The following is a 24,261-nucleotide window of genomic DNA, read 5'->3' as shown; positions in this document are numbered from 1 at the left end:
TATAATGCGGTATATAAAAGTAGTTTTATCAATAGTGCTGTTGCTATTGGTAACAGGCTCGGTGTATGCTCACGGTGTAGATGAGGATACCCAAACTTTCCTCAGTGGAAATTCAGGCGTTGCCTTTGTACCCTTTTTGTACATAGGAGCCAAACATATGTTGACGGGATATGACCATTTATTATTTCTCGTAGGGGTTATATTTTTCCTTTACCGTCCGAAAGAAGTATTGCTGTATGTGAGCTTTTTTACCATTGGACACAGTATTACCCTCTTGTTGGGCGTATTGGCAGATATGGCAATCAATGCTTACCTGATTGATGCAATCATAGCCTTGTCCATTGTGTATAAGGGCTTCGATAATTTGGGTGGCTTTCAAAGGTTCTTGGGGTATCAGCCCAATACCAAAGCGGCTGTTTTAATCTTCGGACTTTTTCACGGCTTTGGTTTAGCCAGTAAATTACAGGAATTGAGTTTTGACCGTACCGGATTGTTGACCAACCTACTTGGTTTTAATATCGGTGTAGAAATAGGTCAGTTCATAGCCTTAGCCCTTGTATTATTTATTATCACTAATTGGAGAAGGTCACCGAGTTTTCTCAAATTCTCGACAGTTACCAATATGTTGCTTATGGCAGCAGGTTTTTTTATTGTTCGGCTATCAGTTGGTCGGTTATTTTAATTCTTAAAAATTATCAAAATGTCAGAAATAGCACATCAAATCTTAGATAAGAAATCTATCATTAAGCAGGTCATCTATGCTTTAATTATAGGAGCGGTACTTCTTGTTAGTGCCGTATTACCGGCAGAATACGGTATAGACCCTTTGGGTATCGGTAAAGCAACCGGTTTTAGCAAATTATATGTTGGTGACGGCGGTTCGGAAACGCTTGCTTCGGGACCACATAAAATATTGCAATTGGAAAACGTAGGTTCTCCGGCAGATGTAGCCAAACCTGCGGCAGCAGATAATCCGCCACCCGCTACCCAGCTCGCAGAGCGGACAGACGAAGTAAGTGTCGTTATTCCGGCAGGCGAAGGATTGGAATATAAGATAAATATGTTGAAGCACGGTCAGTTGAAGTACGAATGGATTACCGATAAAGGAGAACTATACTTTGATTTTCACGGAGAGGTTAAGAACAACAGCAACTATTTTGAAAGCTACACCATTGCCTATTCCAACAATATGGTGGGGTCATTGCTCGCTCCGTTTGAAGGTCCGCAAGGATGGTACTTCAAAAACAATTCAAATGAGGACATCACTGTCAAAATCAGAATGAAAGGACAGTATCTCCTTAAACAATAACTATTCTAATAACATTATGGTATGTTAAATAACATCATTCATTTTTCAATCAAGAATAAGTTGATAATAGGATTATTTACCCTGGCATTAATTTGCTGGGGTACGTACTCCCTTACCAAACTTCCTATTGATGCCACACCCGATATCACGGATAATCAGGTGATGGTCATTACTGTATCGCCTACATTGGCGGCACAGGAGGTGGAACAGCTTGTAACCTTTCCGGTGGAGCAGACAATGGTCAGTATTCCCGGTATTAAGGATATGCGTTCCTTTTCCCGTTTCGGGCTTTCAATCGTAACCATTGTATTTAAAGAAAATGTTGACATCTATTGGGGACGACAGCAGGTACAGGAAAGATTGACCATAGCGGAAAAAAGTATTCCCGAGGGTGTCGGTACACCCGAAATGGCTCCGGTAACTACCGGTCTTGGGGAAATCTATCAATACAGCATTCACCCCAAAAAAGGTTATGAAGACAAGTACGATGCCACTGAATTAAGAACTATTCAGGATTGGATTATTAAACGGCAATTATTAGGTACGCCCGGCGTTGCAGAAGTAAGCGGCTTCGGTGGATTTGTAAAGCAATACGAAATCGCTATCGAGCCTGACAGGCTTGCCAGCCAGAACATCAATATCTCCGATATTTTCACGGCATTGGAGAAGAACAACCAGAATACCGGTGGTGCTTACATTGATAAAGGTCCTAATGCTTACTTTATCCGAAGCGAAGGCTTGGTAAAGAACATCGAGGAAATCAAAAAAATAGTGGTCAAAAACGAAGCTGGCGTACCTATTCTTTTAAGAGATGTAGCCGAAGTACGGTTTGGAAACGGACCGAGATACGGAGCAGCCACCCGTAATGGTGAGGGCGAAACTGTAACAGGGGTAGTGATGATGCTTAAAGGAGCTAATTCATCTGAAGTAATTACCAATGTAAAGGCTAAGGTAGCAGAAATAGAAAGCAGCTTGCCTGAAGGTGTGGAAATTGAGCCTTTTCTTGACCGTAAAAAGCTGGTGGACGGAGCTATTTCTACCGTTTCAACCAACCTGATTGAAGGTGCATTAATCGTGATTTTTGTACTGATACTTTTCTTAGGAAACCTGCGTGGCGGGCTTGTGGTCGCTTCCGTAATTCCATTGGCAATGTTGTTCGCCATATCTATGATGAACCTCTTTGGCGTATCGGGCAACCTGATGAGCTTGGGAGCGATAGACTTTGGTATCATCGTGGACGGGACAGTTATCATCGTCGAGGCTGTGCTGCATCGAATAACGGGAAGTAAAGACCGGTACGGAGGTGTGGCAAAACTGACACAGGAGCAAATGGATGAAGAAGTCTATCAATCGTCCCGTAAAATACGCTCTGCGGCTGCATTCGGTGAGATTATCATTCTGATTGTATACCTGCCATTATTAGCGTTGGTAGGTGTAGAAGGTAAAATGTTCGGACCAATGGCACAGACTGTTTCTTTTGCCATTTTAGGAGCTTTCTTGCTTTCGTTTACCTATGTACCGATGATGTCGGCTTTGGTGTTGAGCAAGAAAACAACCCATAAGGAAAACTTCTCCGACAGAATGATGAAGGCTATTCAGAGAGTTTATACGCCTATCATCGAGGGAGCAATGAAAATGAAATTATTGGTCGTTTCTATTGCAGTAGGTCTTTTCATCATTACACTTTTTGTATTCAACCGTATGGGTGCAGAATTTATACCTCAGTTGGATGAGGGTGATTTTGCGGTAGAAACAAGGGTTCCGGTCGGTAGCTCTATCAACCAATTGATAGATGTTTCACAGAAAGCCCAAACTATCCTGCGGAAGAACTATCCCGAAGTAGAAGAAGTAGTAAATAAAATCGGTTCGGGGGAAATTCCCACAGACCCGATGCCTATTGAAGCGGGCGATATGATAGTGAAACTAAAGCCGAAAAAGGAATGGACAAGTGCCAAAGACAGAGAAGAACTGATAGAAAAAATGCAGGCTGACCTATCTGTTATCCCTAACGCTACATTTAGTTTCCAGCAACCTATACAGATGCGTTTCAATGAGTTGCTTACAGGAGCAAAACAGGACGTGGTTCTAAAAATCTATGGAGAAGATTTGGACGTACTATCAGACCTTGCTTCGGATGTGGGTCGTAAAATAAAAAAATGTCGAAGGTGTAGAAGATTTATATGTAGAGGAAATAACAGGTTTGCCACAAATCAGCATACAGTTTAACAGGGATAAGATAGCACAGTACGGAATGAATATCGAAGACGTAAACAGTGCCATTGAAACAGGATTTGCAGGTAAAGCAGCAGGTTTGGTATATGAAGGCGAAAGACGGTTTGACTTGGTGGTAAGGCTGGATAATGCTTCAAGAGCAGATATTACGGATGTTCAGAATTTATTTGTAAGTACGCCCACAGGTCAGCAAATTCCTCTAAGTGAAGTAGCAGATATTTCATACAAACCGGGTCCGGTACAAATCCAAAGAGATAATGCCAAAAGACGGATTACACTTGGTTTCAACGTAAGAAACAGGGATGTAAAAAGTATCGTGAACGATATTCAGGATATTGTGGGAGCAAAAGTAAAAATGCCTGCGGGCTATCATATCACCTACGGCGGACAATTTAAAAACCTCGAAGAAGCCAATGCGAGGCTTGCAGTAGCATTGCCGGTGGCACTCTTACTGATTTTACTATTGCTGTACTTTACGTTCCGTTCGGTAAAACAAGGTCTATTGATATTTACTGCAATTCCGTTATCGGCGATAGGTGGTGTATTTGCTTTGCTCATCAGGGATATGCCTTTCAGTATCTCCGCCGGTGTAGGTTTTATTGCGTTATTCGGTGTTGCTGTTTTGAACGGGATTGTATTGATTGCAGAGTTCAACCGTTTGGCTAAGGAAGGGGTTAATGATATTTACGAAAGGGTTCGGATTGGTACACGGGTAAGATTAAGACCCGTACTGATGACAGCCGCAGTAGCTTCGTTAGGATTTTTACCGATGGCAATCTCATCTTCATCAGGTGCAGAAGTACAACGCCCGTTGGCTACGGTAGTTATCGGAGGTCTGATAACGGCAACTGCACTGACCCTTGTGGTACTTCCTGTACTGTATATCTATTTCACAAAATCATCATTCAAGATGCGGAAGCCCAAAACCTTGCCTACGGCAATATTACTATTAGGATTTTTAGGTTTACCGTCGGTAATGAATGCACAAGTACCTACAAATTCCGGTACAAGAGTGCTGACCTTACAGCAATCCATTGATGAAGCGTTGAAAAACAACAACAGCATCAAGATAGCGGAGTATAACATCAATGTACAGCAGGCATTAAAGAAAGGAAGCGTTACTATTCCTAAAACGGAAATTTCCTATACACAGGGTGTAGTAAGTAATCCTACTATTAATGATAACCTGATTAATGTTACACAGCGTTTTGATTTTCCGACCGTTTACAGCAATCAATCAAAGTTGGCACAGGAAAGGATACGCAGCAGCGAAAAATACAAGGCTGTAACCGAAAATGACCTTGTTGAAGACGTAAAGCTGGCTTACCTGCAATATCAGTATATATTGGAGAAAAGACGGCTATTGTTGGAACAGGACACGATTTACAGCAAGCTAAGTAAAGCAAGTAATGCGAGGTATAGAACAGGAGAAAGCACAAGTCTTGAAAATGCTACTTCGTCAGTCCAATACCGACAAATTCAGAATGAGCTGGAAAAGAATGAAGCCGATATACAAATTGCCAAACGTCTTTTACAGACATTGCTTAATACAACCGATGACATCAGCATAGCAGATACGGCATTGGTTGTAAGGGAGGAATTATTGGCTATTGATGGTGTATCAACTACCAACAATCCTATCATTCAATATCTGCAACAGGAAATCAATGTTAGCCAAAGAGAAATATCCTTGCAGAGAAGCAAGATGTTACCGGACATTATTTTAGGTTATAACGGTCAGACCTACAAAGGTCTGCAAACGATTAACGGTGTCGATAGAACTTATACGGGTAAAGACAGGTTTAGTTTTTTCCAAGTCGGTATAAGCATACCTCTTTTTCCGGGTGGTTATAAATCCCAAATCAATGCGGCTAAAATCAATGAACAGATTGCACAAAAACAGGTAGAACTGACGACTACAAATCTGAACGGACAGCTTAAAGAGTTGGCACAGCAGTATGTGAAATTTCAGAAATCTCTAAACTATTATCAGACACAGGCATTGCCACAGGCAGACCTGATTATCAGTAATTCGGATAAGAGTTTTAGAAACGGTGATATTTCCTATACACAATATCTGCAAAACCTTACGCTATCCAATAATATCCATTCAGAGTATATAGACAACCTGTATAATCTTAACCGGGTTATTATTTCCATAGAGGCAATTTTAGGCAACAATTAATCATTCAAAAAATCAGAATAATGAATAGGTCATCATTTAAAAAAATATATACCATTATTACTGTCAGCAGTATTGGTGGTTTCGTCCTGTAAGGATAAAAAAGAGAATGCTGCCGAACAGGCTCCGGCAGAAACAGAGAGCAAGACCGATACAGCACCTTCGGTAAGACAAATTACGTTTACCGCTGACCAGTACAAGCTGTCGGAGATACAAACAGGCTCCATAGAATTAAGAAACCTTAGCAATATAATCAAGCTGACAGGAGCTATTGAAGCTGAACCAAACAGCATAGCCACCGTATCAGCACCATTGGGCGGTTATATCAAAACAGCAGGGTTATTGCCGGGGCAAGCTGTAAAAAAGGGGCAGCAATTAGCCACTATTGAAAATCCGGAGTTCATCACCATTCAACAGGAGTATTTGGAAAGCATCGGCAGGCTGGAATATTTGTCACAGGAATACAAAAGACAGCAGGAATTGAGAAATGAAGATGTCAATGCAGCCAAAACCTTCCAACAGGTAAGCTCTGATTACAATGTGATGAAAGCCCGTATTGCAGGTTTGGAACAGCAGATGGCACTTATCGGCATCAGCAGTAACGCCTTGAAAAACAACAAGCAAATTTCCAGAACTGCGGGTATTTATGCTCCCATTTCAGGGTATATCAAAGTCAGTAATACCAATATCGGGAAATACGCCGCACCAACCGATGTCCTGTTTGAGATAACGGGTGTAGATGCACTGCATCTTGCTTTAAATGCTTTTGAAAAGGACTTGGGCAAAATTCAGGTTGGGCAGACCGTTAAGTTTTCACTTTCCAATGAAAATGATTACCGCCATACCGGAAAAGTGTACTTGGTCGGTCAGGCTGCAAATGACAAAAAAATGATACCGGTGCTTTGCCGCTTTACCAAAGATGCAAAACTCTTACCGGGAATGTATGTAAAAGCGTGGGTAGAAACAGGAACGGAACAAAAGAATGCCGTACCTAACGATGCCATTGTTCAGTTGAATGGTTTGGATTACATCATCGTCCAAACAGCAGGGAATAATGACAGCTATACATTCCAGTTGTTGCAAATTGCCAAAGGTGTGGAGCAGGAAGGTTATACAGCAGTTGAATTACCTCAAAGTGCCAATCAGCAATCGTTAAAAGTAGTCACGAAAAACGCTTATACTATCCTTTCAGCTATTAGAAATGCGGAAGAGGAAGAATAACCATATCGGGAAACCGAAGCATAAGAGAAAGAAGAAAAGACCACCTCCGCAAAGGCAGGGAGGTGGTAAATCTTCAAATAATAAATGGGGATACAAGATGATAAAGTATGGTTTAATAGCATTGGTAGTCTTGTTATTTCTATCCGTTCTTATTTTGCTCGGTGTGTTTCCCAATATTAATGTAGGTAATAACCATAGACATTAAATTATAAAAAATGAACACATTTAAAACCTTTTTTTCCCGGCAGTTTTTATGGGAAATCATACGCATCATTACAGTAGGTATTGCCAGCCTATTGTTTTATATGGGGGTCATTCCGTTACCTGTATTACTGGCAGCTACGGCTTTCGGTCTGTATTCTTTGCTAAAGACGGCTATTGTCGAGCTTATCAAAGAACGTAAAGTCGGCACGGAGCTTTTTATCTCCATAGCCGTAATTGTATCGGTTGTGGGCAAAGAATACCTTGCCGGTTCCGTGGTACTGATGATTATCCTGATAGCGGAATATATCGCCAGTGCAAGCGGAGAACGGGCAAGGGCATCTATCAAAGAATTGATAGGCTCTGTACCGCAAACAGCCGTCATTAAAAAAGACGGAAAAGAGCAAACAATCCAAATCACCTCGCTGGCTATGGGCGATATTGTCGTAGTAAAAGCAGGAGAAAAAATACCCGTTGACGGTAAAGTCATTGCCGGTTCCGGTTCCGTCAATCAGGCTCCTATTACCGGAGAAAGCGTACCGGTCGAAAAAGTCAACGACAGCGAAGTCTTTGCCGGAACTATATTGGAGTTGGGAGCATTGGACGTTCAAATGACCAAAGCAGGTAATGATACGGTGTTTTCAAGGATTATCGCTTTGGTAGAAGAAGCCGAAAGCAGTAAAGCTCCCATTGAAAAACTCACTGACAGGGTAGCCTCGTGGCTGATACCATTCGTGTTCATTTTTGTGATAGGTGTCTATTTAGTAACAAAAGATGTAAAGCTGGTCATCGCCCTGTTGATTTTTACCTCGCCTGCCGAATTAGGCTTAGCCACCCCTTTAGTAACTATATCTGCCATTGCAAGGGCAGCTCGTGAAGGTATCTTGGTAAAAGGAGGTAAATATTTAGAGGAACTCGCAAAGATAAAAACCATTGTTTTCGATAAGACCGGAACACTTACGGTAGGTAAACCTACACTCAATAAAGTAGATATATCGGATAGCAACTATACAGAAAAGGACTTACTGTATTTTGCGGCTACTGCCGAAAACCGTTCCAGCCACCCATTGGCAAATGCGATTATTGTCCGTGCAGAAGAATTAGATGTGGAGCTTTCAGAGCCGACCGGCTTTGAGGTATTTAAAGGAAAGGGGCTTGGAGCTTCAATAGACAGCAGAAAAGTGTTGATAGGAAACAAAACATTGATGGACGACCATAAAATCAGTGTTACAATAAATAGCGAAAACCTTACAGATACAGCTATTTATATGGCAATTGATAATAAGGCTGCCGGTGTATTCTATGTGTCCGACACCATACGTCCGGGAGCAAAAGAAATGATTGATGAACTGAAAAAAAGCGGTGTTCAAAATGTTATAATGCTTACGGGCGACAATCCGCAAACAGCACAACACGTGTCAAGTCAGTTAGGCATTACCTCGTTCAAAGCGGATATGCTGCCGGAGGACAAAATTAAAGCTATACAGGAACTCCAATCCACAGGAGAAAAAGTAGCAATGGTAGGCGATGGCATCAACGATGCTCCGGCTCTTGTGCAGGCAAATGTAGGTATCTCTATGGGTATTGTAGGCACACAGGCAGCTATGGAAGCCGCTGATATTGTTTTGGTGGAAGACAAACTCGAAAAAATTGCCCGTTCCAAAGCTATCAGCAAAAGAGCATTCAAAACTATCAAAGAGAATATAATCGGGGGTGTTGGTGTGGTACACGTATTGGGTATTACACTGGTATTGTTGGGGGTTTTAGGACCCGTAGAAGCAGCAGTCATTCACCTGTTGCCCGATACGCTGGTATTTCTTAATTCAGTCAAACTACTTAGAGTAAAAATTTAATTATTAATTCACTTTTAAAAATCAAAAAAAATGAGAAAAATCAAATCAATCGGAATGGCTTTAGTGGTTGCCATAGCCACGCTTGCCGTAAGCCCTGTAATGGCTCAGTCGGGTCACGGTTCTGCCCCTCACGGCGGAAAAATGATAGACGTTGACAATTACCATATTGAAATGGTAAAAGGTAACAATATGCTGACCTTTTATGTGCTGGATGCCAATGCTAAAACATTAAACAAGCCCGCTACCGGTTCGGTAGAGTTTGCTTTTGAGAATGGCACTAAGTCAAATTCAAATCTCAAAGCAGATAAAAACGGTGCATTACAGGTGGCATTGCCCAAAAACGCAATTCATACAAATTGTACTGTTACGATTAAGGTTGATGGCACAACGCTGACAGGAAAATTTAAAAATGAGGTTTCTGCCGCTGAAAAAGCACACGGGCATCAACATTAAATCTGTGAAGGTTGAAACATACTATCTTCTTCTTTTTGGGGAAGAAGATGGTATGTCAATTCAAATACCGTGTATCAATATTAAGTGAGAAAAACAAATAACACAATAATGCTAAAGGCTATAAGAAAGTAACGATATGGAACAATTTATCCATTACTTTTTACACCTTATTTTTCCGGGTATCCTTTCCTATTTTCTGTTTAGGGAAAATTGGATAAGATGCTATGCAATATTGTTGCTCACTATGCTGGTTGATTTAGACCACCTTTTGGCAACACCAATATTTGACCCTTGCAGGTGCAGTATAAATTTCCACCCCCTGCATAGCTGGTTTGCTATTGCTATTTACTTTATCCTGTTGTTTTTCAAACCGACACGGGTTGTTGCCGTGGGGTTGCTTTTACATATGGCTACCGATGGTTTGGACTGTTTTCTTAGCCAAAATAATTGCGGTTGATGTTAAAAGATATAAGACATATAAAAGGTTTTTTTCTTTTGCTATTGTACGTTTTTGCAAATAGCCCGGTTATCTTATACCACCACCACGACGATGAAATTATCGCCTATTCAAAAGCAAGCCAATGTGAGAAGGCAATATATTATGGGGATGAAAGCAATGCCTGTAATCATAAGGCACATCTTACCAAAGCATTCAAAAAGTGTTCACTGTGCGATAATCATTGCTTATCGCCTCATCTTATCGTTGATGCCATTATTGTTTACGTTGATGTACAGCCTTATTTTGAATACAGCTTATGTAAGGTAAGTTTCTACGAAGCGGAACGCCTTACAATCCAAAACAAAGGACCGCCCACAGTTTGATTTTTTTATATAGACGCAAGCAGTCAAACGCCTGTTTGCTCATATCAAACAATAATCGTTAAAAAAATCAAACAATGAATTTAAAAAGCATATTACTATTGGTTGCTTTCGTATCAGCAACCTTAAACATATTTGCACAAAACAGTATTTCAGGTACGGTAAAAGACGAAACCACAAACGAGAATTTAGCTGGTGCATCCATCTATATTGCTGACCTGAAAACAGGTGCAACGACAGACACAAACGGTAGTTATAAAATCAATAACCTTAAAAGGGGAACCTACCTTTTAGAGATAAATTATACAGGCTATCAGCCAATAATCGAAAAAATAAGCATTGACAAAGATACGGTTATGGACTTTTTGTTAAGCCCCGCTGTTACAGAACTGAATGAGTTAATCATTACAGGCGTAACCCGCTCAACAGAATTAAGACTAAGCCCTGTCATTGTTAAAGCGGTGGACGGTAAAACACTCAATCAGAACAGTGCTACCAATCTGATTGATGCTTTAAGGAATGTACCCGGTGTAAACCAAATAACAACAGGGACAGGAATTTCAAAACCTACTATAAGAGGTTTAGGGTTTAACAGAGTAATTACATTAAACAATAATATCCGGCAGGAAGGACAGCAATGGGGCGATGAACACGGTATTGAGATAGACGAGAATGCAGTGGACAGAGTGGAAGTTGTCAAAGGTCCCGGAAGCCTTATGTACGGTTCGGACGGTATTGCGGGAGTGCTTAATTTTCTTGCTCCGAAAGCCTTGCCGTTAGGACAGGTAAAAACACAGGTTTCCTCCAATTACCAAAGTAATAACAACCTCATTGGCTATTCCGTTGCCAACGCTGGGAATAAAGACGGCTTGCAATGGCTTGGCAGGTTCAGCAACAAGTTTGCAGGCAACTACCAAAATGCCTACGACGGAAAAGTTTTCAATTCGGGATTTAAGGAAATCAATGGTAGCCTGTTTTTGGGAATAAACAAAAGCTGGGGACACTCACACCTGACCGTAAGCTCTTATAACAACACCCTTAATCTTGTAGAGGGAGAAAGAGATGAATTAGGAAGATTTATCTACGAAAATGCCAATGGCGATGAAGTAGCAGCAACCGACAAAGATTTGAAAGGATATAAAACAGGTTTTCCGCATCAGAAGATAAATCATATTGGAGTAGCTTCAAACAATTATTTCATATTGGATAAAGGAACGCTTAATGCCGACTTTGGTTTTCAGAACAATAAAAGAAAAGAGTACGAAGACCCTTCCGCTCCTGACCAGCCCGCTTTGTTCTTTGATTTGAACACGCTGAATTATAACGTACGGTATAATTTTGAAAAGTCAAAAGGTTGGGAAACTTCGGTCGGTATTGGTGGTATGTGGCAGTCCAATACCAACAGAGGAGAGGAATTTATGATACCTGCCTATCATCTGTTTGATGCAGGCGGGTTTGTTTTCACACAGAAAACTTTTTTTTGACAAGCTCACTTTAGCCGGAGGTATCAGGTTCGACAACCGATATATGAACTCAAAGGAACTTTACCTCAATGAAGATGAAAATCCCGTTTCCGGTACAGACCCCGATGCGGAGTTGAAATTTAGTGCTTTTAACAAAAGCTACAATGGCATTTCGGGAAGTTTGGGATTATCGTATAAGGTGGATAAAAATTCTACTTTCAAATTTAACGTATCGAGAGGTTTCAGAGCACCGAACAGCACCGAGCTTTCTGCCAACGGAAGACACGAGGGAACATTTCGGTATATCATCGGAAAAGCTGATTTAAAATCAGAAATCAGCCATCAGCTGGACGTTGTCTACTTTCTTAATTCCAAACATATCACGTTGGAGATTACACCATTTGTAAACTTCATTCAAAACTATATCTATTTGGAAAAACTCGTTGCGGAAGACGGAACTGAAATCATTCCCGACCCGACTGACGGCGCACCTGCCTTTCAATATACGGCAGGAAATGCTACTTTGCTCGGTGGCGAAATCTATTTGGATATACACCCACACCCAATAGAATGGTTGCATTTGGAAAATTCGTTTTCCTATGTGCAGGCTACCCAAAGCAATCAGCCCGAAAGCTCAAAGTATCTGCCGTTTATTCCTGCCCCAAGGTACAGGGGAGAAATCAAAGCTGAACTAAAGGAAGTTAATCATACATTTTCTAACGCCTATATCAAATTCGGTATAGACTATTTCTTTAAGCAAAACAGATTTTTCAGTGCTTACGGAACAGAAACGGCAACACCGGCTTACACGCTGTTGAGTGCAGGAATTGGAACAAATATAAAGGCATTCAACCGAAGCGACTTTATGTCTTTGTATATCAGTGGAGAAAACTTGGCTGACGTGGCTTATCAAAATCATTTGAGCAGGTTGAAGTATGCCCTTGAAAACCCCGCAACAGGACGTATGGGTGTTTTCAATATGGGACGTAATATCAGCGTGAAAATGATAATGAATTTTTAACAACAACTCTGTAAAGCCTTATCAAATGTATGGTAGGGCTTTGCAGAAAATTTTTGATAAATATGAGAAAGATTTCAATTACAGTAATACTATTGATATGCTCCATAATTACCAATGCACAGCGTTCGGAGCATTCCGATACTACACCACCGCAAGAGTTTTCCCTTAGTGCCGGGGCGGTCAATACCGCTATTCTACAAAAGGGATTTTACGGGGGATATTTGGATTTAAAATATTACCCCGTCAAAAGGTGGGCTACGGGGCTTAGTTTTTCACTTGTTGGAAGAAAGATAACAGATAATTTCACTTATTCGATAGGACAGCCATTGGTTGATTTTTATGAAATAGGCTGGGTTAATCAATATGACATAATTCAGAAAGATAAAATCCGTCTTGGGGTAAGCCTTAATAATGGTGTTGTTATTTCGAGGCTTGGGGATAATGCCGAAAAAGAAAAATATATTGGGCAAGATTTGGTTCGGGAAAACGTGCAAAAGAAGTAGCTACAAATTATTTCTACCTGTTACAACCCGGCTTAAATATTTCGTACAAGATTTATTCAAACACTAACAGTCCTGACATTTACTTTACAACCAAATTACAGTATCGGGCAGTATTTGGCAGTCCGAAATACGGACAAATCAACGACTTTTCTAACTATTGGATAGGAGCAGGAATTACAGTTTTAAGCGATATGTAAACAGAATTATTTAAAAAATTTCAGAACAATACTATAAGAAATCATAAATGAAAAATAAAACATACGACATACTCGGCATTTCGGCAGCAACGCTCTGTTTAATCCATTGCCTGATTTTCCCCTTGCTTGTCATTATACCGATTGGCATATCGCATAATCCGTATATAGATTTAGCCTTTTTGATTATCGGAGCTATTATAGCCTTCAAAATCTGCAAGACGACTGACAGCAAGCTGGTCATTGCTCTTTTTGCCGTTTCATTGCTTACGATTTTAATTTCGGTAGTCCTTGATTTTGTTTATCATATCCACCTACCGCTTATCTATGTAGGTTCTGCCGGACTTATCACGGCTCACATCATCAATCATCGAAGAACACATACTTAATGAAAGTATATCAATATATAAAAAAACATCATTACTGAATGGCAACAGATAATATAATAAAAGTAATCACAGAACCATTTAAAACCCTGCGAAACACGACTTTCGCAAGGCTTTATTTCGCACAGATAGCAAGCCTTTTCGGCGATGCTTTTACGTGGCTCGGTCTGGCTTTGCTCACGTATGAGATAAGCCCCCAAAATGCCGCCGCTATTTTGGCATCAGCCCTAACATTAAGGGTAACGGCATACATCATCTTTTCGCCCTTTGCAGGTGTGGTATCAGAAAAATTCCAACGCAAACAGATATTGCTCATCACGCAGTTTGCAAGAATGACAATCGTCTGTATGCTGCCTTTCGTCAATGCCGAATGGCAGTTGTACGCATTGATATTTGCATTGAATGTGTTTGCTGCATTTTTTACGCCTACATACAGGGCAATCATTCCGCAGATAGTAGAAAAAGAAATATACAGAGAAGCTAACGGCTTATCAATGGCAACTTTTCAATTGTTGAGCGTATTTGGTCCTGCATTAGCAGGTATCGTAGCAGTTTGGTTAGGAGCGACACAAATATTTTTTCGTCAACGGTGCTACCTTGTTCATCGCTATATTGTTCATTCTTTCCATTCCGAAATCATCATTGCAAAAAGGTGTAAGCAGTGATAATGCCGTACCTCAAAAAAACGTGGGGCGAAGTATTAAAAGGCATACGCTTATTGTTCGGCAACAAGATTGTACGGTTTGCATTGAGCATTGAATTTATATCAGCCGTTGCAGGTGCTTTGGTATTGGTCAATACAGTAGGATTAGTAAAAACAAATCTTCAGTTAGATGATAAACACTATGGCTGGATAATGTCGGTATTCGGTGTAGGTGCAGCGATTACAGCATTTTTATTGGGTAGTTTGGACAAGTCCAAAACACGTAGCGTTTCACTGATTAGCGGAGCAATGCTAATAGGTGTTGCCATTAGTTTTGCCAATTTCGTACCGTTCAACGGTTTGATAATCCTGTGGATTTTGGCAGGTATCGGGCAGACGTTAGCCGATATGCCGTCCGAAACACTGATAGGCGAAAATATCGAACCTAAAGACCAAGGCAAAGTGTATGGTGCTCATTTCGCATTCTCCCATTTGTGGTGGGCAATCGCCTATCCGATAGCAGGATTTTTAGGTACACAGTTCCCGAACAGAGAATTTTTGTACGGTGGGATAGCCACCATTGTTTTGGCGGTTGTAGCCATTCTGATGTTTAGAAAATCAAATTAAAAAAGCCTAATCAAAGATGCAGCCTGAATATTAATTTAAGATAACCCGTATGGATAAATTTTATCAACAGACGCTAATTAAGCTGGAGGACGAAATCAGGGAATTGGAAATTGAAACCGATTGCTCTGTGCAACGAATTGAAGCAGTTATAAAACTTATCATTAAAACATTGTCCGACATAAAGGAGCACATCTTAAAAATAGGGTTTAAGAATAATGTTGAAGAAATCCATTTTTTCAAACATCAGAAACCCGTTATCGTTGCTAAGCTCATTTATTACTATGCCATTTATAAAATTGAAACGAAAAAGCCCAACGGCACGAAAGCGGTCAAAAAATATTTCAATGAAGAATTGAGAAAACTCAAAAGACACTTCAATAATAACCTTGAGCTTTATAAATATTATCGTACCAACAGTACATTTCTTGATGAGAAGCTATTTATAAGAGGAAAATTTGATATTAAGTTAAGTATAGACACTATTTATTTGGAAACAGATATTAGGTTTTCTACTTATTATGATTATAAAATAGCCGAGATTATTGCCAATGATTTAATACAGGTATATCTTGAAGCCAAATTAAATAAAAGCAATCAGAGCAAGACATCAGAAAATCCACCTCTCAAATGGACGGCAAGCAAAGCCTCCGCAACCGAATTGATTTACGGATTGTATTTGTTAGGTGTATTCAACAATGGGAATACGGATATTATCAATATCGTTAGATATTTTGAGCGTGTTTTCGGTATTGATTTAGGCGATTTTTACCATACGTTTATGGAACTCAAATCCCGAAAGATAAACCGTACCAAATTATCAGACAGTATGCGTGAAGCACTTATAAAAAGAATGGACGAACAGGACGAGAAATAGTAGTCATTGGATTGAAAAAAAGTAACAGGGGATTTGCAGATCCCCTGTTACTTTTTAGCCAGCATTATAATCAAAATTTGAGGTCTTCATTCTCATTAACTCATTATTTACAATACCCCTCGTGCCAAATGAACACCTTTTGTCCGTACAATACTCTCCGAGAATTTTGGCGTTTCTTGCTTTTTATCAACCTGTTCCGCAGACTGTCCTTTTTGTTCCGGTTCGATAGATAGCTGTATCTTTCGCTCGATAGCAGCCAGCTCCGTTTTGAGTTCGCTCAGTCGGCTCTCCTTAGACCACGTACCATTAACCACCTCCTGAAGCACAGGTATATCCTTTTGATAGCTCGCAATGCTTTCCTGTTCCTTTGCAATAAGTGGCGGTATTTTTTCCAACGCTCTCAAAAAGTTAACGGAGGCGGTTTCAGGGTCTTTCGCAATCACACCGAAATTATGATTGTACTTGATGTTGCCCTCTCCCTTTATGAAAAATCGGTTGACCCGAATATCTACGCCGTCTTTTTGCGACATTTCCGTTTTAACCAAAAGCTGAAAGCCGTACAAACTGCCAATCTCCTGATAATCCCCACCTGTACGGGCTTTGTCTGCAATCTCGTTGAGCTTGGTTCCAATCTGTTTAACATTTGCATTAGGCGACAATCCGTCCAACTGAACGGGGTTTGCGATTTTGCCGTCCTGCCTTTTTTGTATGCGTTGCTGTAAGTTCTCCCAATCGGTTGTCATACGGTTGAGGCGTGATTGAGCTGCGTTAAATTCTTCCGTATAGTTTTCCAATTTGCCTTTAGCACTGTACTTAGAGCGGTTAAACGCTTGCTTCTCGCTTTCCAATCCGGCAATCTGTTTTTCAACCCGTGCCTTATCCAACAGGTCTGTATTTCCTGACAGGATTGCCACGTATTCCGAGAAGTTCATACCCGACTTTTCGTCCATACTGCCCTCGTCAATGGTTCGCTTGCCGAGATTATTGGATTTTAATTGGTCGATAAATAGCTGTTTGTTGAACAGCAGGTTGAACTTATAACTATCCAAAGATTTCTCAACGGCATAAATGATTACATCTACTTTGTTGTCCGCAAAATGTTTGGCAATTTCATTGCCTTTGCGGATTGCCCGACCGTCACGCTGGGCAAGGTCGCTTGGTCGCCACGGGGTATCTAAGTGATGAACGGCAACGGCTCTTTTCTGTGCATTTACACCCGTTCCGAGCATACTCGTTGAGCCGAACAGCACACGGATTTTGCCCTCGTTCATTCCTTTGATAAGGTCTTTACGTTGCTTGTCCGTTTTGGCTTCCTGAATGAACCGGACTTCGTTAGCAGGTATGCCGTGGTCTTCCACGAGCTTGCGTTTGATTTCCGAGTACACATTCCACTCATTCGGCTTGTACGTTCCCAAATCAGAGAACACGAATTGCGTACCTTTCTGTGCATTGTATTTGTTGTAATACTTCGCAATATTATTGGCACAGTGCGTGGCTTTATTGTCGGGGTGGTCTTCATACATACCGCTTACCATTCGCATATCCAATGACATCTTACGGGCGTAGTCCGTAGCAATTAGCATTTTGGCTTTTTCTTCCGATTTTGACAACGGGTGTCTGCCGAGCAGGGTTGCATCGCCCGACTTGGCAAATTCCATTAAGTTCTGAATAAACTCCGCTTGGTCGGGCGTAGGCGGAATGTTGTACAGGATTTCTTTTTTTTCGGGACGGTCAATCCCTATATCTTTGGCAGTCCTGTAATCCGTGATTTCAGAGTAGAACTGTGCCAGCTCCGGTACTTTGATAAAATAACGGAAACGTTCTTTTGCTACGATATTATTAGCCACTGAAAACTCGTAATCGGTTGTTTTCCTTGCGTAGATAGCTGCCCACGCATCAAAACAGTTAATGCCCTGTTTCTCTAATGCCCGTGGTCGCAGGTATTTGAACAGGAGGTACAATTCCGTCAATGAATTGCTGATAGTCGTTCCCGAAAGAAAGGTAGCCCCCATATCCGCATTGGTTCGCTCCTGAATGGTGCGGATAGCAAAAAGCAGGTTCAACGCTTTTTGGCTACCGTCCACATTACCCAATCCGGCTACCCGACTATGACGGGTATTGAACATCAGGTTTTTGAATTGGTGGCTCTCGTCGATAAACAAATGGTCTATGCCCATCATTTTGAAATCGACAATATCATCTTTGCGGTTCTCAATATCGTGCTGTAAGGTCTTTAGCTTGACTTCGAGATTATCCTTTCGCTTGATAGCTCCGGCAAGCATACCCCTTGTTACTTCCGCACCGTCTGCCTCCATTGCATAGAGGTTTCGCTCCACATTATCCAATTCTATTTCGAGGATTTCCTTTTGAATTTCGGGGCTTTGCGGTATCATCCCGAATTGGTCGTGCGTGAGAATGACACAATCCCAATCGTTGTTTTTAATATCCCCGAATATCCGCAGGCGTTTTTTGTGGCGTGAAATCTTCCTTTCCTGGAAACAGTATTTTTGCGTGGGGGTACGCAGTTCGGTAGGCTTCGGCGATTTCGTGTACATTACTCTTTAATCCGATTATCATTGGTTTGTGTGCCAAGCCCAAACGCTTCATTTCCTGTGCAGCCGTACACATAACCAATGTTTTCCCAGCACCGACCTCGTGGTCGCAGATAGCCCCGTTGTTCAGCTTAATCATCCAAACGGTATCCTTTTGGCTACTGTACAGGTCTTCGATACCCAACGCTTTGCGGTCTAAGCCTGCAAAGTCCTGATGGCTTCCGTCATAGTTCGGACGGACAAAACAGTTGAACGTATCGTTGTATTGGTCGGTCAGTCGGGTTTTAAACTCGTCACTTTGGGCGTGTAGCCAATCCGTAAAGGCGGAACGGATTTCGTCAATTTTGGAATTAGCCATTTGTATGGCTTCCATATCCTTGACCTTGACTTCCTGCCCGTCTATTTCGACTTTCTTGGTTATATCGGGTGTCGTATTGACAAGGGCGTGTTTCAGTAACGCCACGCCGTCAAACGTCCGGCTCTCCGACTTGACCGCATACTTGACCCAAATATTTTGGTTGCCCTGATTACAGATGACCGAAAAATCATCGGAGCTGTCCGAATAGTGGATTTTTACATCTGCATCGAACAGGTGTGAAGCAAATTTGGCGTAAACACCCGTGGGTATCCAGCGTTCGCCGAGGTTAAAGTCCAGCTCCTCAAATTCGATACGTCTTGGTCGGGCTTCCTCCAATACGGTAAGGCTTTGCTTGGCTTCCTTATCATCGGGATTTTGTTCAACGTAGGTTCTGATTTCGTTGGCTTTTTCAACCACATTGCCCGCTATCCAGCGTTCGGCAATTTCGTACTCCCTTTCCAACGGGTTGTAAAAAATACGACCGTGCAAATGCTCTTTCAGTGCATCGGTGGTCATATTGCTGATTTCGGACATATAGTCCAAATCCACCGTTCCGAATTTGTTCAGCGAGGAAGCTAATGCTTCCGGCGGATTGTCCGTTGCTAATGTTGTGGTGGAGAAACTTACGGGATGGTTGAATATATCCGCTTTCTGAACGATACCGCCCTTTACACGCTCCAAATACGGGATTTCTTTTCCGGCACTATCCGTTTTAATCAGCTTGATATTATCGGCACTGTTCAGGTTGCTGTACTTTTTGATAAAGGCATCGTACAGGCGGTTCAGGTTTTCCCTTTCTTCCTTATGCTCCGTTTGTTTTTCGGCTTCTTTCTGATACAGGTCATTATAAGTATCACGTACAGCGATATAGGCTTCGGCTCTTGCTTTTTGGGCGGATGGCAGTTGCAAAGGATGGAACATTGCCGTTCCGTTTTCCTTATCCACCTCCTGCAAATGACCGACCCAGCCGTTATCCACGACAAGACAATCGTTACGGTGGTACGATTGCAGTTCCTGACTGTATAAGGCAGGTTCGGGAATGGCAACAGTCACGGGAATAGCTGGCTTGTCCGCTTGGCCATTTCCGTTTTGTTGTGAAAACAAATCTCCGATGACCTCCTGTTTAATGCCGTTTGGTGGGCTTGTCCTGTTAACCTTACCATTGGGAGCAGGAGGCGTGTAAGGTTGTTGCATCGCTCCACTGAATAAGTCCGTTTGCCGATTGATAGGCGTTCTCCGTCTATTGGAGGTTTGCCTTTTGGTTCTTGATGTTCGCTTAGGCGGAGCAAGAACGGCAACAGGTTCGCCAGCATTTTCAAACAGGTCGAAAATGCTTAACTGCGTAAATTCCTGTGGGCTTTCCTTTCCTATGGTTGTTTGCGTAAAACGAGGTAGTTCCGGCTGAATGATTTCACGCTCGATAACAGGAGGCGTTGGTGTTGGTTGTACCGGAATTTGTACGATTGGCTCATCGTTCCGCTCGCCTTTGTACAAAGACAAATTCAGGTGCTTTCTAAAATCATCGGAAAGCATCTGTTTAAGATTTTTGGCAATGCCCTCAACGCCGTCTTGGTGGGTATAAATTAATGCAGGTTGCCCGTATGGGTCAGTACCTACTTTCCAATGCGTATTTATAATTCTTGCACCGTCATTGAATATCGCATTGCTGGGTGTACCGTACCCCGTTTTGTTGCTTTGGCAAAACAGATCTTCCCTTTCGGTCAGATTTTGTTTTGCCGTATTCTTTTGCAGGATTATCAGGTCGGAGCCGACCTCTGTACCTGCATAATCCGTAAACACGTTATTCGGTAAGCGGATTGCCGAAACCAAATCGTTGTTTTCCATCAACGCCCTGCGTATCGGCTCATTATTCGGACTGTTTAAAATTCCCTGCGAGGTAATGAACGCCTGCAAACCGCCCTCTCGGAGCATATCATTCCCTTTCAAAAAGAAATAGTTATGAATGCTTCGGGCAGCTTGTATTTTTGCAGGGTCTTTACTTCGGGAATACGAAAGGTCAAATACGGAGGTATCGCCAAAAGGGATATTGCTGGCAATAACGTCATAGCTGTTTTGTTCCTTTTCGGGGATTTCCTCAAAGCCACTCACACGGATATTGCTTTCGGGATAAAGGTGCTTTAGGATTTTGCCCGTAAGCACATCCTTTTCGTAGGCGGTAACTTTGGTTTGGTTCTCTGCAAAGGACTGAACAAAAGCCCCGACACCTGCGGAGGGTTCGAGGAATTTGTCAATGTTCAGACCGCTATCCCTCAATGTGGAGGATATAGCGTTGATAACTTCCGGCGGTGTGTAAAAAGCGGTCAGCACCGAGCTTTTCATACTGTCCACATATCGGCGGTATTGCTTTTCGTCCGTAGCGTTCTCTTTTAATAGTTGGTGGAGTTCCTGCGTTATCGGGAACAAATCGTGTTCGGTCTTCCGCCAATGGTTGATGTCTATTTCGTCCGCTATGGGATTGAGAATGAATTTAAGACCGCCAAATCCGCTGTAACTCATCATACGCCCTCTTTCCTCGGCGGTCGCTTGTCGTTGCTCCTTTTCCAATGTAAAAGCAATCCGCAGGGCTTCAATATTGTGCTGGAGGTGCTGACGTTTACTGAAGCCCATTATCTTCAATCCAAATGGCGATGGTTCCCGTCAGTTCGGTATAGAGGACATCAAACTCATACCCGTAGGCGAAATCATCGGTTAGTTTATACTTGGCAAATACAGGCTCACAGATGGGGAACATTTTAAGGGCGAACGGTCGCAGTTCCTCGTCTGCCATTAGGGTATCGAACTCATTACAGACCACCTGAAAAACCGTATCAAACTTGGAGAAGTGCAAGCCCTCAAAGAGTATGTAGTTGGCAATCTCATTGCATTGGTCGATAGCGTTGCCGGAGCGGAACGCACCCTCATAAGCACTGGCAGCCCAAGAGGAACGCTGGTCGATAAATTTTTGGTCGTGTGCTTTTTCGGGAAAGCTACCGTTGAGGTGTTCTTGCAGTCGTAAACGGAAATAAGACAGGTCTTTTTGCTGTGTACTCATAATAAATTTTGTTTTAGAATTTTGCGTAAAGCCTAAAATTAGAGCAGGTAGCAAGTAGCTTTAAAGAAGTGGCAGGGTTTGGCTTTGAAAGGCAGGATTTGGCTTAAAACCAATTAATAGCAAAGAATTTAATTTGTATTTTTGATACTTGATAAAATCAACAATTAAAAGAACGGTCATCAAATAATGAATGAATTAGAACCCTTAAAAAGTATTTTTAAAGACAGAATATTTAAAATACCCGATTATCAGCGTGGCTACGCTTGGACAACAAGGCAATTGAAAGATTTTTGGGAAGATTTAGTCAATCTTCCTGCCGATAGGTTTCACTATACAGGCTTACTCTCTTTGAAAAAAGTCGATAAAAATATCTGGAATAACTGGAATGATGAACGATGGTTAATTGAAGATAGAGGGTTTAAACCTTTCCATATCGTTGATGGGCAACAACGGTTGACTACATTTGTAATTTTCATTCAAGCTATTTCGGAACAGCTAAAAGCAATACCGGAAAACAAAGGCAAAAAAGATGAAGAAATTTATCTTGGCTCTTTTAGCTTAAAGGCTATTAAGGAAGAATATTTAGTAATAGAAAAACCTCCTCAGTTTATTGTTACAACCTACAAGTTTGGCTATGAGGTCGATAATCCAAGTTTTAAATATTTACGTCATAAGGTGTTCTTAGAACCAAATAGCGGAACAATACAGGAAACTTTTTACACGCTCAATCTTGAAAATGCAAAGCACTTTTTCAAGGAAAATCTACAAAACTATTTTGAAACATACGGCTTAACCGAGATAGAAACACTATTCAAAAAAGTTACGCAAAACCTAATGTTCAATGTTTATGAAATAAGTGACGATTTTGATGTTTTCGTAGCATTTGAAACGATGAATAATCGTGGTAAAAAGCTGTCAAATTTGGAACTTCTCAAAAACAGGCTAATTTATTTGACTACTTTGTATGATGAAAAGGAGTTAAAAACTGATGAGAGAAATTCTCTGCGTGAAAAAATCAATGATGCTTGGAAAGAAGTTTATTATCAACTTGGGAGAAACAAGAAAAATCCACTTAATGATGATGATTTTTTAGTGGCTCATTGGATAATGTACTTTCAATATACAAGGGAAAAAGGCGATGATTATATTCGCTTTTTGCTTGAACAGAAATTTACACCTCAAAATATCTATGCAAAGACAGAGGTAAAATTAAGTTCATTGCAAGAGTTTGAAGAAGTTCGGGAAGATGAAGACACCGACCAAGAAGAAGTTGAAATAAACGGAGAAGAAGAAGTAATTGTTATGCGTTCCCAGCTTGCGCCCAAAGAAATAGAAGATTATGTAAACAGCTTAAAGGCTGCCGCCGTACATTGGTATAATACCCATAACCCTGTTAATAATCCGGACTTAACCAAACAGGAAAGTCTTTGGATAGACCGTTTGAATAGAATAGGTATAATCTATTTTCGTCCACTTGTAACAGTAGCTTATTTGAGTAAGAATGTTAATCCTGATAAAAGAGTTCAGCTCTTTAGGGCTATTGAGCGTTTCATTTTTATTACATTCAGGCTTAGCCGAGCTTTTTCAACATACAGAAATAGTGAATTTTATCGTGCAGCAAGACAACTGCGAAATGGGGAACTAACAATTGACAATATCATTCACAGATTGAATGAAAGAATGGATTATTGTTTTTATACACCTGAAAATTGTGAAGAAATCTACTTTGATTATACCTATTTTCAAAAATTCATTGACAAGAAGTTTAAAAGTGGAGGTGGTTTCTATTCTTGGAATGGGCTTAGATATTTCTTATATGAATATGAAATGGAAAAAGTTAGACAAAGAGGAAGTCAAAAAATAGATTGGAAACTGTTTGTAAAGAGCGAAAAAGATAAGGTTTCTATTGAGCATATTTATCCACAGACACCAACGCATAAATATTGGAAACAAAATTTCAAGGAATATAAAAAGACTTTTCAACCTTTCTTTCAGGGAACATTAGGCAACCTTTTACCATTGTCGCAAAGTATAAATTCAAGTTTGCAAAATGATTGCTTTGAAGATAAGCGAACAGCAAAATATAATGACAGAAAGGAGAAATTAAGACAAGGCTATTCTGACGGTTCGCATTCAGAGATTGAAGTGTCTGGATATAATATTTGGAACCCGGAGACTATCCTTGACCGAGGTAATAAATTATTAGAATTTATGGAGAAACGCTGGGATTTGAAATTTGAAGATGATGAAGCTAAAGCAGAATTATTATTTCTTGATTTTATGCTTCCCGAAGATGAGCATAGTATAGAAGAATAACC

At 41.0% G+C, this 24,261-nt stretch carries 15 protein-coding genes and 3 pseudogenes; 16 read left to right on the top strand and 2 right to left on the bottom strand.

What is annotated here, in order from left to right; genetic code table 11:
- Nucleotides 1-4 precede the first annotated feature (4 nt).
- From HX13_RS01755 to HX13_RS01705, 15 genes and pseudogenes are all read left to right on the top strand, one after another.
- Nucleotides 5-689, top strand: a pseudogene (locus HX13_RS01755) (HupE/UreJ family protein).
- A gap of 11 nt (nt 690-700) precedes the next feature.
- Nucleotides 701-1,309: a hypothetical protein gene (locus HX13_RS01750; protein ID WP_002979420.1), complete on the top strand. Its 609-nt coding sequence runs from the start codon at nt 701-703 to the stop codon at nt 1,307-1,309.
- Nucleotides 1,310-1,330: 21 nt separating this feature from the next.
- A pseudogene (locus HX13_RS01745) lies at nt 1,331-5,726 on the top strand (CusA/CzcA family heavy metal efflux RND transporter).
- A gap of 75 nt (nt 5,727-5,801) precedes the next feature.
- Entirely contained in the window at nt 5,802-6,944 is a 1,143-nt protein-coding gene (locus HX13_RS01740; RefSeq protein WP_238554948.1) for an efflux RND transporter periplasmic adaptor subunit, read from the top strand.
- A 215-nt stretch (nt 6,945-7,159) separates the two neighbouring features.
- On the top strand, nt 7,160-8,998 hold the full coding sequence (locus HX13_RS01735; RefSeq protein WP_024564672.1) for a heavy metal translocating P-type ATPase: 1,839 nt from the start codon (nt 7,160-7,162) through the stop codon (nt 8,996-8,998).
- A gap of 30 nt (nt 8,999-9,028) precedes the next feature.
- Entirely contained in the window at nt 9,029-9,451 is a 423-nt protein-coding gene (locus HX13_RS01730; RefSeq protein WP_024564671.1) for a hypothetical protein, read from the top strand.
- 136 nt (nt 9,452-9,587) lie between these two features.
- Complete coding sequence (locus HX13_RS23145; RefSeq protein WP_078411585.1) at nt 9,588-9,908, top strand: DUF6122 family protein; 321 nt, start codon at nt 9,588-9,590, stop codon at nt 9,906-9,908.
- Nucleotides 9,908-10,273, top strand: a complete 366-nt coding sequence (locus HX13_RS01725) for a hypothetical protein (protein WP_024564670.1) — start codon at nt 9,908-9,910, stop codon at nt 10,271-10,273. The genes HX13_RS23145 and HX13_RS01725 overlap by 1 nt, the downstream gene beginning before the upstream one ends.
- Nucleotides 10,274-10,347: 74 nt before the next feature.
- Nucleotides 10,348-11,754: a TonB-dependent receptor gene (locus HX13_RS22895; protein ID WP_202962899.1), complete on the top strand. Its 1,407-nt coding sequence runs from the start codon at nt 10,348-10,350 to the stop codon at nt 11,752-11,754.
- Nucleotides 11,714-12,754, top strand: a complete 1,041-nt coding sequence (locus tag HX13_RS22890) for a TonB-dependent receptor (protein ID WP_238554959.1) — start codon at nt 11,714-11,716, stop codon at nt 12,752-12,754. Before HX13_RS22895 ends, HX13_RS22890 begins: the two co-directional genes overlap by 41 nt.
- A 62-nt stretch (nt 12,755-12,816) precedes the next feature.
- Nucleotides 12,817-13,257, top strand: coding sequence for a hypothetical protein (locus HX13_RS01715; protein ID WP_024564668.1), 441 nt, complete (start codon nt 12,817-12,819; stop codon nt 13,255-13,257).
- A gap of 244 nt (nt 13,258-13,501) precedes the next feature.
- Nucleotides 13,502-13,840, top strand: a complete 339-nt coding sequence (locus tag HX13_RS21785; RefSeq protein ID WP_061084768.1) for a MerC domain-containing protein — start codon at nt 13,502-13,504, stop codon at nt 13,838-13,840.
- A gap of 38 nt (nt 13,841-13,878) precedes the next feature.
- Nucleotides 13,879-14,502, top strand: a complete 624-nt coding sequence (locus HX13_RS23140; RefSeq protein WP_238554947.1) for an MFS transporter — start codon at nt 13,879-13,881, stop codon at nt 14,500-14,502.
- Nucleotides 14,503-14,504: 2 nt separating this feature from the next.
- A complete protein-coding gene (locus HX13_RS23135; RefSeq protein WP_238554946.1) occupies nt 14,505-15,107 on the top strand; it encodes an MFS transporter in 603 nt (200 codons plus the stop codon).
- 49 nt (nt 15,108-15,156) lie between these two features.
- On the top strand, nt 15,157-15,981 hold the full coding sequence (locus tag HX13_RS01705; RefSeq protein WP_024564666.1) for an RteC domain-containing protein: 825 nt from the start codon (nt 15,157-15,159) through the stop codon (nt 15,979-15,981).
- 107 nt (nt 15,982-16,088) lie between these two features.
- Here the strand turns inward: HX13_RS01705 and HX13_RS01700 are convergent.
- Nucleotides 16,089-21,519 (bottom strand): annotated as a pseudogene (locus HX13_RS01700) (N-6 DNA methylase).
- On the bottom strand, nt 21,506-21,943 hold the full coding sequence (locus HX13_RS01695) for a DUF1896 domain-containing protein (protein ID WP_024564664.1): 438 nt from the start codon (nt 21,941-21,943) through the stop codon (nt 21,506-21,508). Before HX13_RS01695 ends, HX13_RS01700 begins: the two are co-directional and overlap by 14 nt.
- A 186-nt stretch (nt 21,944-22,129) precedes the next feature.
- On the opposite strand from HX13_RS01695, the gene HX13_RS01690 reads away from it, so the two are divergent.
- On the top strand, nt 22,130-24,259 hold the full coding sequence (locus HX13_RS01690) for a DUF262 domain-containing protein (protein WP_024564663.1): 2,130 nt from the start codon (nt 22,130-22,132) through the stop codon (nt 24,257-24,259).
- Nucleotides 24,260-24,261 lie beyond the last annotated feature (2 nt).

It is taken from the genome of Chryseobacterium sp. P1-3 (assembly GCF_000738495.1).
GTDB lineage: Bacteria > Bacteroidota > Bacteroidia > Flavobacteriales > Weeksellaceae > Chryseobacterium > Chryseobacterium gallinarum.
The sequence above is the reverse complement of the archived record's forward strand: the minus strand, read 5'-3'. Positions and strand labels throughout refer to the sequence as shown.